Origin of the sequence: Mesobacillus maritimus (assembly GCF_023715205.1) — a bacterium.
Taxonomy (GTDB): Bacteria; Bacillota; Bacilli; order Bacillales; family Cytobacillaceae; genus Mesobacillus_B; species Mesobacillus_B maritimus_C.
Window position 1 is genome coordinate 201,107 of record NZ_JAMBNR010000005.1, and the last position, 21,723, is coordinate 222,829.

Genomic DNA, 21,723 nt, shown 5'->3' on the forward strand with positions numbered 1-21,723 from the left:
AAACCTCTTAATTAGTGCAAACTAATGTTCGGGAGGCTGATTTTATGGACAACAATCAAGATTTTAACCAAATTTATCAAAATTATAAGCAACAAAGTGAGCAGCAAGCACAAATGGAATCAAATGTGGAGGTCCAACCTGGTAAAGAACAGATTGTCGCTGTGCGTAAAAATGACGATGGCGATTTGATTGCCTTTAAAACCGAGAGTGGACGTGAATTGGATTACGTGACCGCCTTAGAAGAAGCGAAAGCTGGAAGATTAGCACATGTGGATGTATTTCATAAATATGGGCGTGACATTCTCCGCAGTGAGCCAGATGGTGTCAAAGAAAATAACTTGGACCAGTTACCTACTTTTTAACTAAGTTTGTTGTTTTATGGTGTTGTTAAATTATTTAGTTGGTTTAATCAAGTTTTAAAAGCGAAAGGATGAGAAAAAGCCTAAAAAGTTTCGCCTTTATAAGGTTTAAACTTTTTAGGCTTTTATTGTCATTAAACGTTAGTTGTCTTTTGTAGGTAAATTCTTTAACTATTGATTGGCCAAATTTCAGCAGCATAGTCGAAGATATTAACAACTTCTTCACAAATCAAATCAAGTTCTAGAGAGTGGAGAACAGCACCATCTTCCGCTAGAGCCACAAAGCCACGGAGTGTATTCGAGACGTTTAGGTCAACCTATTTACATTTCGAATTAGTTCTAATTTGTCATCGGAAACGAGTGGATAGAGTATTTTTACTCAAGTTGGGAACGATTTGTTTCAATTCCTTGATTGGCAATAGTAAAAGGACCACTATGACACTTAAATCTCGATTGAAAAGTATATTCTTTTTACGAAAAACTATATTTCTATTATGATAGACTCGACAAGCTCCTACTTCTAAAAGTTGAAAAATGGAAAGGTTTTTTCGCTTTGAAACAAAAGGGAGCTAATTACCAAATAACTGGATGGTGCATGTCACCATGAAAAAATTACCGAAAAATAACCAGTAAGATTTTGCTTATTGAGGAGGACGAAGCAAATTGGTGAACTATTTAGAAGAGATAAATGGGGATTTGTGGTTGATTGAGGATGAACAAGATAATTTGAAAGTGAGTTATCGCATTAAAGAAGTGATATACGAAGAACAAACTCCTTTCCAGCATTTGATGATTCTCAATTCATATGATTTTGGCCGTATGTTGGTGTTAGATGGCGTGGTACAAACCACATCCTTAGACGGATACATTTATAACGAAATGATTGCTCATGTGCCACTTGCGATTCATCCAGATCCTAAGACAGTTTTAATTATTGGTGGTGGAGATTGCGGTGTCGCAAAAGAAGTTTGTAAGTACGAAAATATTGAAAAGATTCATATGGTTGAAATTGATCGTCAAGTGGTAACCGCGTGCAAGCAGTATTTGCCTGCTGTATCAGGAAAACTTTCGGATCCAAGGGTCGAGTTTATTTTCGCAGATGGCGTGGCCTTTGCGAAAACGAAAAAGAATGAGTATGATGTCATTATTGTAGATTCCTCCGACCCGGTTGGACCTGCGCATGTGCTGTTCGAGAAAAGCTTCTACCAAAGTCTTTATCAAGCATTGAAACAAGACGGTATTATGGTTTGTCAAAGTCAATCGCCGATTTTTCATAAAAAGATTATGAATCAAACGTATCATCGCATTGAGGAATTTTTTCCGCATGTAAAGCGGTATACCGCTGTCGTTCCGACTTATCCTGGAGGTCTGTGGAGCTTCACAATCGGTTCAAAACAGTATACGGAACCGGTACCAAGTAAGGTTGATAACTAAGAGACAAAGTATGTGAACTCTGAAGTCGTTACCGGTTGTTTTGCATTGCCTCAATTTGTCTTGAAACAATAATTTACTTCACCAAATGGGAACTGTCTTCCTCAAAGCGAGTAGGAAGTATGTTCCCATTTTTTATTGTATTCAAAGGACTCTTCCAGTTAATTACCAAAGAATAGGATGAGCATTGTAAACAAAAGGTAAAAGAGAGTAGAGGCTGATATTTTTTGTTTTTCTGTATAGATTTATGATTCTTTAACGTGGGTAATAGGAGGATGGAAGATGAGCGTAAACAAAGAGTCTGTGGAAAAAATTGTGCAAGCGGTTGGAGGGAAAGAAAACATTTCCGCCGCAACGCATTGTGTGACACGTTTACGATTTGCTTTGAAGGATGAAGCAAAAGTCGATAAAGATGCGCTTGAGGAGAATGACCTTGTAAAAGGTTCTTTTTCAACTAATGGGCAGTTTCAAGTTGTGATTGGTCAAGGAACGGTCGACAAAGTATATAAAGAAATGGTCGCTCAAACAGGTATTGGAGAAGCGACCAAAGAGGATATCAAGAATGAAGCATCAAAAAAATTAAACCCACTTCAACGAGCCATTAAAACTTTAGCAGATATCTTTATTCCGATTTTACCTGCAATTGTGACGGCTGGTCTTCTGATGGGAATCAATAATGTTCTCACTGGTCCAGGGATCTTCTTTGAAGAAGCGGTCACTGATGTTTATCCACAATGGGCAGATGTCGCAAGCATCATCAACTTAATCGCCAACACGGCGTTCACTTTCTTACCAGGTTTAATCGGTTGGTCCGCAGTGAACCGTTTTGGTGGGAGCCCACTTCTCGGAATTGTCTTGGGGTTAATGCTTGTCCATCCTGATTTATTGAACGCCTGGGGTTACGGGGCAACAGAGGAAATCCCTACATGGAATTTATTCGGTTTAACCGTCCAAAAGGTTGGATATCAAGGGCAAGTTTTACCGGTTTTACTTGCGTCTTATGTGTTAGCTAAAATTGAAGTTGGGTTGCGGAAGAGAATTCCGGATGCCTTTCAATTATTAATAGTTGCACCAGTTGCCTTATTGGTAACAGGTTTTATTTCGTTTATTGCCATTGGGCCAATCACATTTGCCATTGGAAACGCAATTACCAATGCGGTAGTTGGCATTTTTGATGTTGCTCCATTAATCGGTGGTCTCATATACGGTGGCCTTTATGCACCACTTGTTATTACTGGGATGCATCATACTTTCTTGGCTGTAGATCTCCAATTAATCGGTAGCACTGGTGGGACGTTTTTATGGCCAATGGTTGCACTCTCCAATATTGCCCAAGGAACGGCTGCGTTAGCAATGTTCTTCGTGTTGAAAAATGAGAAACTTAAAAGCTTGAGTGCGACATCAGCAGTATCCGCATATCTGGGGATTACGGAACCGGCGATGTTTGGGGTAAACTTACGCTTTCGGTTTGCGTTTATTTCTGCAGTGATAGGGTCTGCTCTTGCAGGAGCTTTTATCGCAATGGCTGGTGTACAAGCACCGTCCATCGGTGTCGGTGGATTGCCAGCGTTTTTATCGATTTTTCCTGATAAATGGGGCTCGTTCTTTATCGGGATGGTTATCGTTTTAATTGTTCCATTCGTTTTAACCTATCTCTTAGGGAAAACTCGGAAGATAAAAAAATCAAACTAAGTACGGCCCTATCACCTTTGATAAGACTTAGCTGAGCCAAAAAACAGTCAATTTTTCTTCCTTTTTGGGGGAATTGACTGTTTTTTTATTTATAAGGCTCTTTTCTCAAACATTGTTGCTTTTTAAAGAAAACATAGAATGATTTAACTATGATTCCCTTCAAATTCGTTTATAAGAGGAGATAAGAGCTTAAAAACTAAGTAGTATCGAAGAGAAAAGCTATTTTCTCGTTAAAATCGGCTTTAGGATTTTAACAACAAACTTTACGAAAACAGCCATTTATAAAAAGGACCAGCGGTAATAGCATGGATATTTTTACAAACATGAGGGAAGTCAAAACTGGTTAAATTAAAACAGCAACCTATGTGCATTTCATCATCAAAAAAGGAGCAGAAAGATGCGAAGTTATGTCCTTACTGTCTGGAATTTCCTCGACCCAATTTATTATTTTTTTAATCGCCTTCAATGTTTACCCTGTAAAGGAAACATCCTCAGAGTACGTTTAACAAAGTATAAGGGGAGAGAAATCATGTTGTCGGACGGAACAACAATTAATCGGAATGATTTTCTTGTAAAAATCCATCTTCACAATGCCAAGCTTTTATACGAACTAAAAGAAATCAAAAGTGAACTTCGCCGAGCAAAAATGATTTATCGTGGTATGCAAAACTCATTACCTGAATTGGAGAAGTTTATTCGGCGACATCCACGGAAAGAAGAAATCAAAGGAATTATCGGAATTACATCGTTAAATAAAGCTAGCACACGACTAGGGTTTGAAGTATTTGACATTTCGCATCCACTTTACAGATTGTTTAAAACCTTTGCGTTCTTGCCAATTGAATTATTATCCAACCACAATTTATCAATAAAAGAAATTGTGAAAAACCACAAACCAAGCTATTTATTCATGTCCACTAACATGTTAACTGAACGTTATCGCAAATAGAAAAAAAGCTGCTAATAGGAAGCAGCTTTAAATTGCTTGTTGACTCTGTTTCGTATTTGAAATAAGTGGAAGCTTGTGAAACGTGATTTCCGGACGACTACCAACACGGATATTAACCCCCGTTTGTCCAAGCCCTTCACTGATATAATAAGGCTTTCCATCAATCATATGCATTCCTTTAATAATATTCATGCGCGGTAGTTTGCCCATTTTTACAAGGTGATAGGCCTTCGGGTAACAAATTTGCCCGCCATGCAAATGACCAGAAAGCAAATAATCAAAATGATAGTCTTTCATGTTTAGCACAACATTAGGGTCATGCGTTAGTACCAGATTTGTACCATCGCTTAGGTTTGCATACGAAGCAGTCAAATCGCTTCGCTTTGTACTGAAGTCATCAACCCCAATGATATTGACTGGGCGTCCATGGACGAGAATGGTCTCGTTTTGGTTACGGAGCACTTTACAATTATGGTCCTCTAGCGTTTGAATCAGTTTATCTAAATTTTTCTTTTTTAATACATAATCATGGTTTCCAAGTACAGCATACATACCGTAACGAGCATTTATTTTATTCAGAACTTCTAAATACGGAATAAGCTTAGGTATGGTCCATGACCGATCAAGAAAATCACCAGTCAAGGCAATAATATCAATTGGTTGATTTATTATTTTTTGATAAAGTTCTTCTGGAGAAATCGAGATGTTTTCAAGATGCAAGTCTGAAAGTTGTAAAATTGATAAGCTTGGATTTTGCTCAGGCGAGAGGTGTTTGTTAACGGTAATTTCATTTATCTGAACATCTTTTGTATTTTGATAGGATTTCTTAATTAGTTTGAAAAGAATCGATAATACTAAAATCATGAATAAAAATTTCAATTCGCTTCAGCTCCTTCCATGCTGTAAGTATACAAGGAAAATGCTTTCTTTTTTAGATGAAAATAGTGGAATATAATAATTTGAGGAGTGGATGGCGGAATTGGACAAGTATATTTCCAAAATGGATACAAGCTCACCAAGTAAGGTGGAGTACCGATAGTTCACTGTTAATCAACCGGTAAGTCCACTACAATTCAAAAACAGTTTATGTTAAAACGAACAGAAGCTTGAGGTTGAGTTTTCGGTTCAAACAATAAATCATGAAACAAATTTTTATTCTATTTCACGATTATTTTAGAAGGACGAGCAATTAGAAACAATACGGCGGTTATGGACACGAAACATACTGTCACGGGCTGTTGACCTTTTAGAAACACTCTGATTTGTGAAATTAATCATGTCGAATCAAACAGATTCCTGTTAAAATCTAATGGGAAGATGATACATACTACATACAGGGGAGAGGCCTAAATGAAAACAGATGTTCAAATTGCACAAGAAGCTAAGATGAAACCCATCACAGAAATTGCAGATGCTCTTGGAATCAATGAGCAAGAACTAGAACCGTACGGAAGATACAAAGCAAAGGTTTCTTTAGACGTTCTTGACCGATTAGAAGCTGAGCCGGATGGCAAACTGATTCTCGTGACGGCAATTAATCCGACCCCAGCTGGAGAAGGAAAAACGACAGTGAATGTGGGACTTTCAATGGGGTTAAATAAAATTGGTGAAAAAACGGTCACAGCATTAAGGGAGCCTTCATTAGGTCCGGTATTTGGAATCAAAGGTGGCGCTGCAGGCGGTGGCTATGCCCAAGTGGTCCCAATGGAAGATATTAATCTTCACTTTACTGGTGATTTTCACGCGATTACTTCGGCCCATAATTTACTAGCAGCGATGTTAGATAATCATATTCACCAAGGCAATCAATTGGAAATTGATCCAAAGCGGATTGTGTGGAAACGTGTCCTTGATATGAATGATCGCGCGCTTCGCAATATCATTATTGGCCTAGGGGGCAGAATGGACGGTTTCGTGCGTCAAAGTGGCTTTGACATCACCGTTGCCTCTGAGATTATGGCGATTCTTTGCTTGGCGACGAGTTTATCAGACTTGAAAAACCGCTTGTCTCGAATGGTTGTCGCGTATAATCAAGATGGAGAAGCTGTGACTGCAGGTGATTTAGGAGCAACTGGTGCAATGGCATTGCTTTTAAAAGATGCAATTATGCCAAACTTAGTCCAAACGATTGAAAATACGCCAGCCTTTCTCCATGGCGGTCCGTTTGCCAACATCGCTCATGGCTGCAACTCCGTTATGGCCACAAAAGTTGCGCTAAAATTAGCCGATTATGTGGTGACCGAAGCGGGCTTCGGTGCTGATCTTGGTGCTGAAAAATTCTTCGATATTAAATGTCGGGAAGCGGACTTGAAGCCAGATGCAACCGTTCTAGTCGCAACCATCCGCGCTTTGAAAATGAATGGTGGTGTCCCTAAAGGTGACCTTGGTGTTGAAAATCTGTCAGCATTAGAAGCCGGCTTGGTGAATCTCGAGCGTCATCTTGAAAATATTGAAAAATTTGGTGTCCCGGCAGTTGTGGCAATCAATAAGTTCCCAACCGACACAGGAGCGGAGATTCAGTTATTAACAGAAAAATGTGCTGCTAAAGGCGTCGATGTGGTTCTCACAGATGTATTTACAAAAGGTGGCGAAGGTGGCGTCGAACTTGCAAAGAAGGTAGTTGAGATTTGTGAAACGAAAACTTCAAACTACGCACCGCTCTATGAAGTAGACGGAACGATTGAAGAAAAGATCACCAAGATTGCTACTGAAATTTATCGTGCAGACCATGTAGAATTTACCTCAGCAGCCCGCAAACAAATCGCTCAAATCGCTCAATTAGGGTTAGATAAAATGCCAATTTGTATGGCAAAAACACAATATTCGTTCTCAGATAACCCAGCATTACTCGGCGCGCCAACAGGTTTCAACTTAACAGTTAGAGAAGTAAAAGTCTCTGCAGGGGCAGGCTTTATTGTCGCACTAACAGGCGATATTATGACCATGCCAGGCTTGCCAAAAACACCAGCCGCCAACAACATGGACATCACCGAAAACGGTGAAATTATCGGACTTTCATAATGGTAAAAAAAAGGATGGTGCCTGGCACCATCCTTTTTTCTTCCAATTATGAATGAATGCTGGGTAGGGAAGTCGGAGATAATTTGAAAAGGATGATTCGATGAATGGAGTGGTTTGAAGATGACGAACCTAGGAGATCAAATCAAATTCGATTTACATACTCATCATGAACGGTGTGGACATGCTCGTGGAAGCATACGTGATTACATTGAAGCAGCGATTGATAAAGGTTTGCACGTGATTGGCATTGCCGATCATACGCCATATTTTTCAAAACCAGAAGATCATGCCCTACCTAATGTTGCAATGGCAAAAAGTGAATTCCCAAAGTACGTAAACGAGGTTCTCAGGCTAAAAGAGGAATACAAAGGTAAAATCGAGGTTTTACTTGGGATTGAAGCGGACTTTTTTCCCGAGCAAGTAAAAGATTACCGTCCCTATTTTGACAAATACCCATTTGATTACATCATAGGCTCAGTCCATCAAGTCGATGGGATTAGTATTTTTAATAGGCGGCGATGGAAAAAGCTTTCTGAAAAAGAAAAAGTCCAAACAAAGGAAACGTATTATGATTTAATCGAACATTCTGCGCGAAGTGGCCTTTATCAAATCCTTGGTCATATTGATGCCATGAAGGGATTTTATCCTGAGTTTTCCACAATCGAAACGAACGCAGTTGAGAAAACGTTAAAAGCGATTGGTGAGCATGACATGGCCATCGAAGTGAACACTTCAGGAAAAACCAAGGACGTTGGAGGCTGGTATCCAGCAGACGATATTCTTGAACGCGCACATCATTTTGGAGTGAAAATTACCTTTGGGTCGGACGCCCATGATCCAGAGCGGGTCGGAGATGATTTTGAACTAGTGGCCAAAAAATTAAAGGACATCGGCTATAAAGAATGGTGTTTTTTTAGAAATAAAGACCGGGTCTTTATTTCTTTATAACTTGTTATAAATACTTTTAATTAGAATTTGTATTCACGCAAGTTTAGCCCTTTGCTTATGCAGAAAAGGGCTTTTTGTTCGCCTCCTGTAACCGTATATGCTTCCTAGATTTATAGTACTTTCGTCCAATTAAAAGAAAAATTGCAATATTAATATTGACAAATCCTATGTGTATGGTAGGATTAATTTACATTCGATTAAGAAAGGAAAAAAGTACTTCGGGGAGGAGGGCGAACTATACTGAAACCATCAGAATGGCAGGAAGTTTCCCAACATGTGGAACAAATGCTAGAAAGTCTAAACTTTGGTTCCATCACTTTAGTAATTCAGGATGGAAAAGTCATTCAAATTGAGAAGAACGAGAAGGTTCGTCTTCAATCAAATAAAACACGCTGACTAGACAAACTAGAGGCGGTCTTCACTTTATCTGGTATAAGGTGTAGACCGCCTTTTTTTCATCAGAAAGGTGGTAAATATTGAATGAGTAAAGCGGTAACCTATGAAGATTGGTCCTCAATCTCAGAGAAATTTCCAATCGAAACGGAGACGAAAGGTGCGTTCGAAGTCTTAAAGTGGGCATATGCAGTTTACCCAGAACAGCAAATTGTCTATGCATCAAGTTTTGGTGCCGAAGCGATTGTTTTAATTAACTTGATTGCTCAAGTGAAACCAGACGCACATATTGTCTTTCTCGATACAGGTCTTCATTTTCCGGAGACTTATGACGTGATTGACCAAATTCAAGCAAGATTTCCTTCCTTGAAAATTGAAAAGAAAACGCCAGAATTGACTCTTGATGAACAGCGAGAGCAGTATGGATCGGCATTGTGGAAAAGGGACCCGAATAAATGCTGTGAAATAAGAAAAGTCATTCCGCTTCGGGAAACATTGACACAAAAACAAGCGTGGATTTCTGGTTTGCGGCGTGAGCAATCACCAACGAGAGCCAATACAGAATTCCTCAATAAGGATGAAAAATTTAAGAATATTAAAATTTGTCCGTTGATTCATTGGACGTGGGATGAAGTCTGGGAATACATCAAAGAAAATAACTTGCCATATAACAAACTGCATGATCAAAATTACCCTAGCATTGGTTGTTTTCCCTGTACTCAAGCTGTTGCTGCTAATGGAGACTCCCGTGCAGGTCGCTGGACAGGTAGTAGCAAAACGGAGTGTGGTTTACACACGTAAACTGCGACGATTATACAGCACGTTATTATCCGGAAGGAGGAGGTCCCATGCTGGTTATCATCGCCATAGCGATTGGACTGTTTTTTGCATTAAATATTGGAGCTAGTGGCGCTGCTGCCTCAATGGGGATTGCCTATGGTGCAGGCGTCGTAAAAAAACGAATTGCTCTCCTCCTATGTGGTGTAGCTGTGTTCCTTGGTGCATGGTTGGGTGGTGGGGAAGTCGTGAAAACACTAGGAAGCGGAATTGTACCTAGTAGTACCTTTACGACGCAAATCGCAATTATCGTGCTGGCTTCAGCGGCTTTGTCGTTATTTTTAGCCAATATTTTTGGAATCCCGCTATCAACTAGTGAAGTTGCTGTCGGTTCTGTTATTGGCGTAGGGATCGTTTACCAAAGTATTTTCGTTGGAAAATTACTATGGATTCTTTTGTTTTGGGTCCTTACACCAGTGGGTGCATTTCTTCTAGCAATTATCTCCGCGTATCTGCTTAAAACAAAGTGGATCAAGAGATGGGTTGCCTCCAAAAAGGCATTCTCTTTTTTATCTGTCCTGGTCTTAATAATGGGGATGTTTGAAGCATTTGCCGCGGGGATGAACAATGTGGCCAATGCCGTTGGACCGCTCGTCGGAGCAGGGATGATGTCAATTGAAAACGGAATTTTGTGGGGTGGACTCTTTGTTGCAATAGGGGCCCTTTTCCTAGGCGGCCGAGTTCTTGAGACAAATGGAAAAAAAATCACAAACATTAAGCTTGAAGAAGGCTGTGTCATTTCAGGGACAGGTGCAAGCATTGTGACTGTAGCTTCTTTATTCGGAATCCCAGTGCCACTAACACAAATTACCACTTCATCAATTATTGGAATCGGATTTGTCAATCAAGGAAAAGAAGTCTTGAAAAAAGGGATAGTTGTGCAATTGCTAACGGTGTGGGTCGTGTCTCCCGTATTATCAATGGTGCTTTCCTACACACTCATCCAGTTATTAATTGAAAATGATATTTACCCAGTGATTGCTATTGTTGGCGTTGTTGTTTCGATTTTAGGTGTTCTTTTCTTAATGAAAAGATCGAGTTCTGAAACAGCCAATATTGAAGGCTAATCAACATCTCAAAACATAAATAGAAAGGTTGATAGAATATGTCATATTTACCAAAACCACATGGTGGAAAACTAATTCAAGCCTATGATCCTGCTTTTGATGTTAGCAACATCCTAAAGGAAATTGTTATTGATAATATTGCTCTAAGTGATCTTGAACTAATCGGCGTAGGACTGTTCAGTCCGCTAACAGGTTTCCTAGGTCAAGCAGACTATGAATCTGTAGTCCGCAATATGCGCTTAAAAGACAATACAATCTGGTCCATCCCAGTTACATTACCAGTGTCTTCAGAAGTAGCAACCACTCTAAAAGTTGGCGAACAATATCGTTTAACTTTTGAAAATGAAACTTACGGGGTGATTACCGTTTCAGAATGGTATGAACCAGATTTAACCCTTGAAGCTCGCGAAGTATATAAAACGGAGGAACTCGCCCATCCAGGTGTCAAACGTTTGTTTGAACGAGGTTCTGTGTATGTAGCAGGAGATGTTACGTTAATTAAAAAGCCTGAAAAAGGCGTTTTTGGAGACGTGTGGCTCGAACCGAAAGACACGCGTGCTCTATTTGAAAACAACGGCTGGAAAACAGTCGTCGGCTTCCAAACGCGAAACCCGATTCACCGCGCACATGAATATATTCAAAAAGCCGCGCTTGAAACTGTCGATGGATTATTTGTCAATCCGTTAGTTGGCGAAACAAAATCAGATGATATCCCAGCGGATGTTCGTTTGAAAAGCTATCGTGTGTTACTAGAAAACTATTATCCTACTGAACGTGTACAACTAGGTGTGTATCCAGCGGCAATGCGTTATGCCGGCCCAAGAGAAGCGATTTTCCATGCAATTGCTCGTAAAAATTTTGGCTGCACTCACTTTATCGTGGGCCGTGATCATGCCGGTGTTGGAAACTACTATGGTACGTATGATGCTCAATTGATTTTTAGCAACTTCACTGAAGAAGAATTAGGGATCAAACCACTCTTCTTTGAACACAGCTTTTACTGCACAAAATGCGAAGGTATGGCTTCAGATAAAACGTGCCCACATGGAAAAGAAGACCGCGTGATTCTGTCGGGAACAAAGGTTAGAGAAATGCTACGTTCAGGTCAACTTCCACCATCGACTTTTAGCCGGAAAGAGGTTGTTGAAGTATTAATTGACGGAATGCGTGAAAAAACAACGGTGTAAGGAGGAGCAAACATGACAAAAGCTACAAATATCACTTGGCATGATTCAACTGTAACGAAATTAGAACGTCATGCACAAAACGGGCATCGAAGCTGTGTTCTTTGGTTTACCGGTCTATCTGGTTCAGGAAAATCAACGATCGCAAACGCAGTTTCGAATGAATTGTTCCGTCAACGAATCAATGAGTATGTGTTAGATGGCGATAATATCCGCCATGGTTTAAATAAAGACCTGGGCTTTTCTGAACAAGACCGGACGGAAAACATCCGCCGAATTGGCGAAGTGGCAAAACTGTTTGTTGATAGTGGAAAAGTTGTCACAACTGCTTTTATCTCACCATTTCGCTCTGACCGTGACCAAGTTCGCGAGTTGTTTGAAGCAGGGGAGTTCATTGAAGTCTTTGTTGATTGCCCATTAGAGGAATGTGAACGTCGCGATCCGAAACAATTGTATGTAAAAGCTCGTCGTGGGGAAATCAAGGATTTTACCGGAATTGATTCTCCTTATGAAGCACCAGATAAGCCTGAGATTACGATTCACTCAGATCAACTTTCTGTGGAAGAAGCAGTTGAACAAGTTCTCACTTACTTACGAGATGAAAATATTATATAATATAAGAATCAATCATTAGAATCGGGGACGTTATAGTAGAGAAAGGGGCACACCGCATTGAAAGCCATCTTGTATATTGGTCATGGAACAAGGTCAAAAAAAGGGGCGGAAGAGGCAAAATCCTTTTTACAAAGAGTCATCGACCGTGTTAATATCCCAGTTCAAGAAATCAGTTTTCTTGAACTGACAGACCCGCTCATTGACCAAGGCTTTAAGCGCTGTGTAGAGCGAGGAGCAACGGAGATTACCGTTGTTCCTCTCTTTTTGCTTGCGGCTGGCCATATTAAAAAAGATATTCCTGAAGCCTTAGAGCTAGTCAGTAGGCATTATCCGGATATAAAACTTTCCATGATGGACCCTTTCGGGGTGCAAGGAGAGATTTTAGATGCAATTGCGGACCTAGTCCGAGATGAAGTAGAAACAATTACAGAAAAGGACTCTGTGCTTATTGTGGGTAGAGGAAGTAGTGACCCAAGCATTCATCGTGCCTTCGCGAAAATTGCGACTGGAATCGGTACAAGATTAGGAACAAAGAAAGTCTCAGTCTGCTATTTAGCAGCAGCACATCCCCGCTTTTCAGAGGGGATTGAAACCGTTTCGACAAAGGCAACTGGGAAAGTAATCGTTGTTCCATATTTATTATTTTCAGGATTGTTATTAGCGGAAGTCATTCAAAACGTCCGCAAACGAAAACGGCAAGAACAAGATATTTATTGTACAGGCCCTTTAACGGCACATAAAGCAATCGAGGACTTATTTGTTAGGCCGCTAATAGCATCAGAGGTTTAGCTCTTAACCACAAAAAACAACTGCTTGGAACAAAGCAGTTGTTTTTTTGTGGGCTCTTTTTTCTCAAGGATTGTTGGTTTTAAAGGAATATAGAATGAGTTACCTATGATTTCATTCAAAAGTTCGTTTACAAGATGAGAAAAGAACTTACAAACTAAGTATTTACGCAGAGAAAGGCTTTTTTCGCGTTAAAATTGGATTGGATTTGAACAACAAATTTTATGAAAACAGTTTTGGTGTGTTAACAATATATTTAGCTTGGACCGAAATCGCATGCTCATGTCGTTTTTTGGGTCTTTAAAAATACAAAACTATTAAATTTGTCGTTTTTTGTTGACAATTATTTTTTGTAGTTTTAATATCTTGTATATACAAGATGAAACTTGCCTATACAAATACCGAATTTGAAATGTAAACGAATACCTAATTATTTAATGTATTTCTTTAAATATTTTCTTTTCAGAATGAAAACGGCAACAAAGGTATCGTAAGATTTCTAGTTTATAAGGTATGGTTGTTCAAACAACATTAGCAGCAAGAAAGAACGTTGACAGGAGGGATTACAAATGAGTGTTGACAAGAAATCGGTTGAACAAATTGTTCAGGCTGTCGGCGGGAAAGATAATATTTCGGCAGCAACCCATTGCGTCACTCGATTACGTCTTGCCTTAAAAGACGAAGGGAAAGTCGATAAAGAGTCTCTAGAGAATGTGAGTCTAGTAAAAGGATCTTTCTCAACAAATGGTCAGTTCCAAGTCGTGATTGGGCAAGGAACAGTCGATAAAGTGTATAAAGAAATGGTGGCTATTACAGGAATCGGCGAAGTATCAAAAGAAGATGTAAAGGCGGAAGCAGCAAAGAACCTAAATCCATTGCAGCGTGCCGTTAAAACATTAGCGGATATTTTTATCCCAATTCTTCCAGCGATTGTGACAGCAGGTCTGTTAATGGGAATCAATAATCTTCTCACGGGTCCTGGGATTTTCTTTGATGAGGCAGTTGTACATGTTTATCCGCAATGGGCGGATGTTGCAAACATTATTAACTTAATTGCCAATACCGCTTTCACTTTCTTGCCAGGGTTAATTGGTTGGTCCGCAGTAAAACGTTTTGGTGGAAGTCCGTTACTTGGAATTGTACTTGGGCTAATGCTTGTCCACCCAGACTTGTTAAATGCATGGGCTTATGGTGCGGCTGATGAAATTCCAACTTGGAACTTATTCGGTCTTGAAATCGAAAAGGTGGGCTATCAAGGTCAAGTATTGCCGGTATTGCTTGCTTCTTATGTACTTGCATCGATTGAAACTTTCTTAAAGAAGAGAATTCCGGATGCGTTTCAATTGCTCCTTGTTGCACCGATTGCTTTGCTTGTAACGGGATTTGTCTCATTCGTAGCAATTGGCCCAATTACGTTTGCAATCGGAAGTGGTATCACAAACGCAGTAGTTAGTGTGTTTGAATTTGCTCCAATTATTGGGGGATTATTATATGGTGGTTTATATGCACCACTTGTTATCACTGGAATGCACCATACTTTCTTGGCGGTTGACCTTCAGTTAATCGGAAGTATTGGTGGAACATTCTTATGGCCAATGGTTGCGTTATCCAATATTGCCCAAGGTACGGCTGCTTTAGCGATGATGTTCTTATTAAAAGATGAAAAGTTAAAGAGTTTATCTGTTACATCTGCCGTTTCTGCTTATCTAGGCGTTACGGAACCAGCAATGTTTGGGGTGAATTTACGCTTCAGATTTGCGTTTATCTCCGCAATTATTGGTTCTGCTATAGCAGGTGCAGTGATTTCCTTTATGAGTGTCCAAGCGCCTTCAATTGGTGTCGGTGGCTTGCCAGCCTTTTTATCCGTGTTCCCACAAAACTGGGGAGCGTTCTTTATCGGAATGGCAATCACATTAGTGGTTCCATTTATCTTAACCTTTGCATGGGGTAAAATGCGCAAAGTACAATAAAACCAAAGAGGGCCAAACAAAATTTGGCCCTCTGTTTTATTTAAAAGGATCCTTCTTATAGTTACTTATTTTTATGATAATAATCAAGAATTTAAGCTATCTTTTTCCAGCAAACAGTTAACACTAAATAGGTAGTAGGCACAAAAGATATATTCAAATAAGCTTTTCTACAATTAATAATATTATTGATTACTTATTAGCACCTTAAACAAAACGATCCTAGAATACATATAGGAGTGTGATACATATGAATGAAAACTGGTGGAAAGAAAGTGTTGTTTATCAAATTTATCCACGCAGTTTTATGGATAGCAATGGGGACGGGATTGGAGACTTACAAGGAATCATCTCAAAGCTTGACTATTTAAAAAAACTGGGTATTGATGTGATTTGGCTTTCACCTGTATATAAGTCTCCGAATGACGATAATGGTTATGATATTAGTGATTATCAAGACATCATGGATGAATTTGGGACCATGGCAGATTGGGAGGAACTATTAAAAGAAGTTCATAACCGTGGAATGAAATTGATCATGGATTTAGTTGTTAATCATAGTTCCGATGAGCATCCATGGTTTATTGAAGCGAAGAAATCACCGGATAATCCTTATCGTGATTATTACATATGGCGTCAAGGGAAAGATGGAAAAGAACCAACCAACTGGTATTCCAACTTTGGAGGTTCAGCATGGGAGTATGATGAACAATCAAAGCAATACTACTTACACCTTTTCTCGAAAAAACAGCCCGATTTAAACTGGCGGAATCCAAGTTTACGTGAAGACATTTATAAAATGATGAAATGGTGGTTGGATAAAGGAATTGATGGTTTCCGTATGGACGTGATTAACTTTATCTCCAAACCAGATGTGTTTGTAGATGGCGAACCAAAAGAAGGGAAAAAGTACGCTTCTGGTAGCCCATTTTATCGCAATGGTCCTCATATTCATGACTATTTACAAGAGATGAATGAAAAAGTGTTGTCGCAATATGATGTGATGACCGTAGGCGAAATGCCTGGGGTGACACCAGAACTAGCCCAGCTTTATACGGCCGAAGATCGGAAAGAACTTAATATGGTATTTCAATTTGAACATATGGGGCTTGATAATGGGCCAAATGGCAAATGGGATTTAAAACCGTTAAATTTAGTTGATCTTAAAGCGAATTTAACGAAATGGCAAAAAGCTCTCGAACAGCAAGGCTGGAATAGTCTTTATTTTAATAATCATGACCAACCGCGTTCGGTAACGCGATTTGGGAATGATAAAGAATACCGCAAAGAATCAGCTAAAATGCTAGCAACGGTATTACATATGATGAAGGGTACCCCATATGTTTATCAAGGGGAAGAGTTGGGAATGACAAATATCCAATACCCAACGATTGACGATTATAAAGACATTGAAATCTTAAACTTCTACCGAGAAATGAAAGCAGAAGGTGTTCCTGAAGCAGAGATTATGGCAAGTATTTATGCAAAAGGCCGCGATAACTCGAGAACACCGATGCAGTGGAATCGTGAAAAAAATGGCGGCTTTACGACGGGGACACCATGGATGAAAGTAAATCCAAATTATGTTGACATCAATGCCGAGGAAGCTTTAAACGATGAGAATTCGGTTTATTATTATTATCAAAAATTGATTCAGCTTCGTAAAACGCATGAAGTCATTTTACATGGTGATTACGAGTTATTACATGAGGAGCATCCGGACTTATTTGTGTACAAGCGTATACTTAACGAGGAGACATTGTTGGTCATCTGTAATTTTGCTGAACTTGAAGTATTCTTCGATTGTCCGGTGGAACTAAAAAATCGCAACTCAGAACTTCTGATTACAAATTACGAATCCAAGAACACAGACCTTTCTTCTACAATGAATTTAGCACCATATGAAGCAAAAGTCTTTTTAGTAAAATAAATTATTGGTGGTGGAATACATGCAACAACCATGGTGGAAAAAAGCAGTTGTTTATCAAATCTATCCAAAAAGTTTTAACGATACCCAAGGCAATGGAGTCGGAGATTTGCCAGGAATAATCGAAAAACTAGATTATTTGAAAGAATTAGGTGTCGATGTTATTTGGCTAACGCCGATCTACAAATCACCTCAACGTGATAATGGGTACGATATTAGTGATTATTACTCCATTCATGAAGAGTACGGAACAATGGAAGATTTCGATCGCTTATTAGCGGAAGGACATAAGCGCGGTATTAAAATTATTATGGACATCGTTGTCAACCACACTTCAACGGAACATGAATGGTTTAAACAAGCATTGTCTTCAAAAGATAATCCTTATCGTGATTTTTACATTTGGAAGGATCCGAAAGAAGATGGCAGCGAGCCAACCAATTGGGAATCCAAATTCGGCGGATCTGCTTGGAAATATGATGAAAAAACAGGTCAATATTACTTACATCTATTCGATGTCACTCAAGCGGATTTAAACTGGGAAAATGAAACATTAAGGAAGAAAGTCTATGAAATGATGAACTTCTGGTTCGATAAAGGGGTCGATGGTTTCCGCCTTGATGTCATCAACTTGATTTCCAAAGATCAAGACTTCCCTGATGATGACGGTTCTGTTCCACCAGGAGATGGCCGCAAGTTTTATACCGATGGTCCACGTGTCCATGAGTTTTTACAAGAAACCAATCGTGAAGTGTTTTCTAAACATGATGCGATGACGGTAGGTGAGATGTCGTCGACAACCATTGATCATTGTATTAAATACTCCAACCCAGAGCGCCATGAACTGAGTATGACTTTTAATTTCCACCATTTAAAAGTGGATTACCCAAATGGTGAGAAGTGGTCAATAGCAGACTTTGATTTCCTGAAGTTAAAACAGATTTTGTCTACTTGGCAAGTGGAAATGCACAAAGGCGGCGGCTGGAATGCGTTATTCTGGTGTAACCATGACCAACCACGGATTGTCTCTCGTTATGGAAATGATGGGGAATATCATAGAGAGTCAGCGAAAATGTTAGCAACGACCATTCATATGATGCAAGGAACTCCTTATATCTACCAAGGTGAAGAAATTGGGATGACCAATCCAAAGTTTGAAACCATCGATGATTATCGCGATGTTGAGTCGTTAAATATTTATAAAATTAAGCAAGAAGAGGGAATGAGCAAAGAAGAGATTCTCGAGATTCTTAAACATAAATCCAGAGATAATTCTCGGACACCTGTTCAGTGGAACAATGAGCCACATGCTGGTTTCACATCGGGAACGCCATGGATTCCAGTGGCTTCAAATTATCCAGAAATCAATGTCGAAAGCGCATTGAAAGATACTGATTCCGTATTTTATCATTATCAAAAATTGATTCAATTACGGAAAGACTACGATATTATTACAGATGGCGATTATCAATTAATTCTCGATGAACATCCGGAAATCTTTGCTTATGTTCGTAATGTAGAGAACGAAAAATTAGTTGTCGTAAATAATTTTTATGACAATGAAATTGTGTTTGAACTACCTGAGGATGTAAAAGTAGCAGGCTATCAGAGTGAACTTTTACTTTCAAATTATCCTAATTCACCTGCATTTTCCACTAAGATCAATTTACGCCCTTATGAGTCACTGGTTTATCGTCTTAAAGCATAGTAAGAAAGGCCAACGTAATCGTTGGCCTTTCTTTAGGTTTATTATTAGTTGCGAGGCAGACGCGAGTTTTAATTTGTTATTTTGGTTAGAATACTACGGAATTTAGCTTAAGGCCTTTTTAGGTTTGTTCTATTCATGACAGGTTGCAACTTGAAACATTCAAAAAGCTTGGGCATTATCAAGATCCAGGCTTTTTGAACGTTTACAAAATGGCCTTTTCTAGATGAGGGAAGTATGGTCATTTTGTCTTTTCACTTATAGGAGCCTTTTATAATACTTGATAATTTTTATGTGCAACAACCGTTAGCGGAGTGTCAATATTTAACCTACGCGCATCCGAACGACTGACATTGACGATAACGCTTTCATCTTTGACAATCGTAACCTCGCCAACAATGATCATATCATTTCTCATAAAACGAACCTTTTCACCTAGATTTGCCACTCGTTTTTGTTTTGTTAACGTTTTCATACTGTTCAATTGTCACAGCTCCTTATTCAAATGAAGTATTATCTGAATGGTTCATGTTTACCTATTTTGTTAGAGGGGTGATAAACAAAATGGATAAACATGAACTATAGTTCAAGTATTCCACAGGAGGGAAATATCGTCAAGGAAAAAATGAACCTCTCTTCAGTTATCATTTTTGTGCTATATTAATCTTGAGGTGATTTTTATGATAGACCGGGATGGGCAGCCATTGATTGGAGAGTTTCCATCATTGCCGAAACAAGAACGTGCATATCAAAAGCGTGAAGCATTGCTTGAAAGCGGCCGAAAATTATTTAGTGAAAAAGGATATGAACAAACAACAGCGAAAGATATTGCAGCCCATGCAAATGTGGCCACGGGAACTTTTTACCGTTATTTCTGTGATAAACGGCAACTTTTGATGGCTCTCATTAAAGATCAATTGGACAGGTTTATGCCGCCGAATCCGAATCCGAGTTGGATGAACCATGATCCTGAAATAGGATTAGCCTCCATGTTAAAAAAACATGACCAACGATTAGACAAGTTAGGACTTCACCATGTACTACATGAGTTACTGCCTCATGACCCTGAACTCGCCCAAGTCTATGCTGAGGTCAGAAAAAAGCTACATGGTAGCATCTATGAAGGTCTCCTTCAAGCTCAAAAGTTAGGGTATACTTGGGACGACCTTGAATTAACTGAAGTAGCTTGGTCAATTTTAATCTTAACTGAAAAACTGCCGGAAAGGAGAACGGATCAGAGTGAACCTAATTATCATGCTATAGCAAAGATTATTTGTCGACTTGTCTTTCCGCCAGATATATTGAAACAATTAAAGGGAAACTCTTAACATCCTTACAAAAAGTGGAAGCGATTACAATTGTGCTTTTTCATTATTTTATTAGTTGGGATTTAAAATAGTACGAATATATTGTTGTCTTTAAAACCGCACCGATGCTTGTGTGGTTTTTTTAGATGTAAGGATAGCCTGCCATTCGGCGGGCTTTCTTAATGTTCAGAAATCCTGACAATTGTTTAAACCTGATTGTTCATTTTTACTTACAAGTTTTGCTTAAAATTTATTTTTCACCCATAAAAACCATTAATTAATAGATAGAAGGACTTGGCATAAAACTTGCATTATCGTATGCATAACTATTAAACCAAAAATTTGATCCAAAGGGGGAAATGCGTTTGAAGAAAGCAACCAAGGTCTTTTTTGTAAGCGTTTTACTACTGGGTATGTTGGTAGGATGCTTAAACAAACAAAGCACAACGAATGAGGGGGCAGGTGGAGGAGGTTCACAAGAAACATACAAATGGGTCGCTCATTCCCCGTGGCCAGAGGGGACAGCTCTTCAATTATTAGCTGAAGAGATTGCAAAAGACATCACTGAAGCCTCAGGAGGTCGCCTGCAAGTGGAGATGCATGCAGCCGGAGAAATTGTTCAACCAACGGAGCTTTTGGATGCAGTTGAAAATGGAACTGTAGATGCGATTCATAGTTGGGATGGTTATTGGGTTGGGAAGATTCCACAAGTTGCTTTATTTGCTTCGGTTCCAATGGGAATGAATGAGCAAGAATATTTAGGATGGATAACAACGGACGAAGGACGTGAATTATGGCAAGAAGCTTATGATCAAGCTGGTTATAATCTAAAAGTTTTGGATTCGGGTCCTGGGACACCGGAAATTTTCTATCACTCCAACGTACCAATCCGCACACTAGAGGATTTTAAAGGGCTAAAGGTTAGAGCTGTTGGTGACTGGGGAGCTATTTTAGAAAAAGTAGGTGCTTCAGTAGTTTCAATTAGTAGCCCCGAGCTGTATCAATCATTAGAGCGTGGTGTCGTCGATGCAGTCGAATTTTCTGGTCCAGCTTCTAACTTACCTTTAGGATTTCATGAAATTGCTAAATATTTGATCACTCCATCGATCCACCAACCATCAAGTGTTTCTAGTTTTATTATTAATCAAGAAAAGTGGGATGAGCTCCCAGATGATCTAAAACAAATTGTTCGCCTTGCGACTGAAAATATGTGGGGGAAAGGCTTCGCAATGGTAGCAAAAGAAGATTTTGAAGCAATGGACGAATATCGCAAGCTTGAAGAAGAAGGAAAGATTGAAATTGTTAAATTTGAAGAAGAATCACAAAAAGAATTAAAAACCATCATTGATGAGTACTACGAGAAGCGTGCTGCCGAAGACGAACTATTTAAACGAATTTGGGAATCTCAGCAAGATTATCTTGTTGAATATAAGTACTGGAAAGATTTAATGACACCAGCGCATTAAAATATTAAAAACTGTGCAGTCATTCACCTTTATATAGCGGTTGGGTGATGACTGCCTGGTTGCATTGTA

General features: G+C 39.2%; 18 protein-coding genes and 1 pseudogene. 17 read left to right on the forward strand and 2 right to left on the reverse strand.

The features are described from left to right. Positions 1–44 precede the first annotated feature (44 nt). The 4 genes and pseudogenes from M3182_RS09145 (at position 45) to M3182_RS09160 (ending at position 4,431) form a co-directional block, all read left to right on the forward strand. Positions 45–362, forward strand: coding sequence for a DUF3892 domain-containing protein (locus tag M3182_RS09145; protein ID WP_251557784.1), 318 nt, complete (start codon positions 45–47; stop codon positions 360–362). Positions 363–1,025: 663 nt separating this feature from the next. Then, positions 1,026–1,865, forward strand: a pseudogene (gene speE / locus M3182_RS09150) (polyamine aminopropyltransferase). Between the two features lie 207 nt (positions 1,866–2,072). Further along, positions 2,073–3,482, forward strand: coding sequence for a PTS system trehalose-specific EIIBC component (treP, locus tag M3182_RS09155; protein ID WP_251557786.1), 1,410 nt, complete (start codon positions 2,073–2,075; stop codon positions 3,480–3,482). Between the two features lie 397 nt (positions 3,483–3,879). After that, complete coding sequence (locus M3182_RS09160; RefSeq protein WP_251557788.1) at positions 3,880–4,431, forward strand: YkoP family protein; 552 nt, start codon at positions 3,880–3,882, stop codon at positions 4,429–4,431. 27 nt (positions 4,432–4,458) lie between these two features. On the opposite strand, the gene M3182_RS09165 is transcribed toward M3182_RS09160, so the two are convergent. After that, the gene (locus M3182_RS09165; RefSeq protein ID WP_251557790.1) at positions 4,459–5,310 is read right to left on the reverse strand and encodes a metallophosphoesterase; all 852 of its coding nucleotides are present in this window, start codon (positions 5,308–5,310) and stop codon (positions 4,459–4,461) included. 471 nt (positions 5,311–5,781) lie between these two features. Here M3182_RS09165 and M3182_RS09170 point away from each other — a divergent pair, with 471 nt between their 5' ends. From M3182_RS09170 to treC, 11 genes are all read left to right on the forward strand, one after another. Next, on the forward strand, positions 5,782–7,452 hold the full coding sequence (locus M3182_RS09170) for a formate--tetrahydrofolate ligase (RefSeq protein ID WP_251557792.1): 1,671 nt from the start codon (positions 5,782–5,784) through the stop codon (positions 7,450–7,452). A 120-nt stretch (positions 7,453–7,572) separates the two neighbouring features. Beyond that, positions 7,573–8,400 (forward strand): histidinol-phosphatase, encoded by an 828-nt coding sequence (locus M3182_RS09175; protein WP_251557794.1) that lies wholly within the window; start codon positions 7,573–7,575, stop codon positions 8,398–8,400. 240 nt (positions 8,401–8,640) lie between these two features. Further along, a complete protein-coding gene (locus tag M3182_RS09180) occupies positions 8,641–8,796 on the forward strand; it encodes a YezD family protein (RefSeq protein WP_285867623.1) in 156 nt (51 codons plus the stop codon). An 84-nt stretch (positions 8,797–8,880) separates the two neighbouring features. Continuing rightward, positions 8,881–9,594 carry a phosphoadenylyl-sulfate reductase gene (locus tag M3182_RS09185; RefSeq protein WP_251557796.1) on the forward strand — a complete coding sequence of 238 codons (714 nt, stop codon included), beginning with the start codon at positions 8,881–8,883 and terminating at the stop codon, positions 9,592–9,594. Between the two features lie 47 nt (positions 9,595–9,641). Then, on the forward strand, positions 9,642–10,697 hold the full coding sequence (cysP, locus tag M3182_RS09190; RefSeq protein WP_251557798.1) for a sulfate permease: 1,056 nt from the start codon (positions 9,642–9,644) through the stop codon (positions 10,695–10,697). A gap of 38 nt (positions 10,698–10,735) precedes the next feature. Continuing rightward, on the forward strand, positions 10,736–11,884 hold the full coding sequence (sat, locus tag M3182_RS09195) for a sulfate adenylyltransferase (protein WP_251557800.1): 1,149 nt from the start codon (positions 10,736–10,738) through the stop codon (positions 11,882–11,884). Positions 11,885–11,896: 12 nt separating this feature from the next. Beyond that, positions 11,897–12,496, forward strand: a complete 600-nt coding sequence (gene cysC / locus M3182_RS09200) for an adenylyl-sulfate kinase (protein WP_251432737.1) — start codon at positions 11,897–11,899, stop codon at positions 12,494–12,496. 57 nt (positions 12,497–12,553) lie between these two features. Beyond that, a complete protein-coding gene (locus tag M3182_RS09205) occupies positions 12,554–13,285 on the forward strand; it encodes a sirohydrochlorin chelatase (protein ID WP_251557802.1) in 732 nt (243 codons plus the stop codon). Between the two features lie 566 nt (positions 13,286–13,851). Then, entirely contained in the window at positions 13,852–15,252 is a 1,401-nt protein-coding gene (gene treP / locus M3182_RS09210) for a PTS system trehalose-specific EIIBC component (RefSeq protein WP_251557804.1), read from the forward strand. A gap of 247 nt (positions 15,253–15,499) precedes the next feature. Beyond that, entirely contained in the window at positions 15,500–17,179 is a 1,680-nt protein-coding gene (locus M3182_RS09215; RefSeq protein WP_251557806.1) for a glycoside hydrolase family 13 protein, read from the forward strand. A 19-nt stretch (positions 17,180–17,198) separates the two neighbouring features. After that, positions 17,199–18,884: an alpha,alpha-phosphotrehalase gene (gene treC, locus M3182_RS09220; protein ID WP_251557808.1), complete on the forward strand. Its 1,686-nt coding sequence runs from the start codon at positions 17,199–17,201 to the stop codon at positions 18,882–18,884. 268 nt (positions 18,885–19,152) lie between these two features. Here treC and M3182_RS09225 read toward each other — a convergent pair whose 3' ends face one another. Then, complete coding sequence (locus M3182_RS09225; protein ID WP_251432848.1) at positions 19,153–19,356, reverse strand: DUF2187 family protein; 204 nt, start codon at positions 19,354–19,356, stop codon at positions 19,153–19,155. 205 nt (positions 19,357–19,561) lie between these two features. On the opposite strand from M3182_RS09225, the gene M3182_RS09230 reads away from it, so the two are divergent. Together M3182_RS09230 and M3182_RS09235 are read left to right on the forward strand one after the other, a co-directional pair. Beyond that, positions 19,562–20,209 (forward strand): TetR/AcrR family transcriptional regulator, encoded by a 648-nt coding sequence (locus tag M3182_RS09230; RefSeq protein ID WP_251557810.1) that lies wholly within the window; start codon positions 19,562–19,564, stop codon positions 20,207–20,209. A gap of 344 nt (positions 20,210–20,553) precedes the next feature. Next, complete coding sequence (locus M3182_RS09235) at positions 20,554–21,654, forward strand: TRAP transporter substrate-binding protein (RefSeq protein WP_251557812.1); 1,101 nt, start codon at positions 20,554–20,556, stop codon at positions 21,652–21,654. Positions 21,655–21,723: the final 69 nt, after the last annotated feature.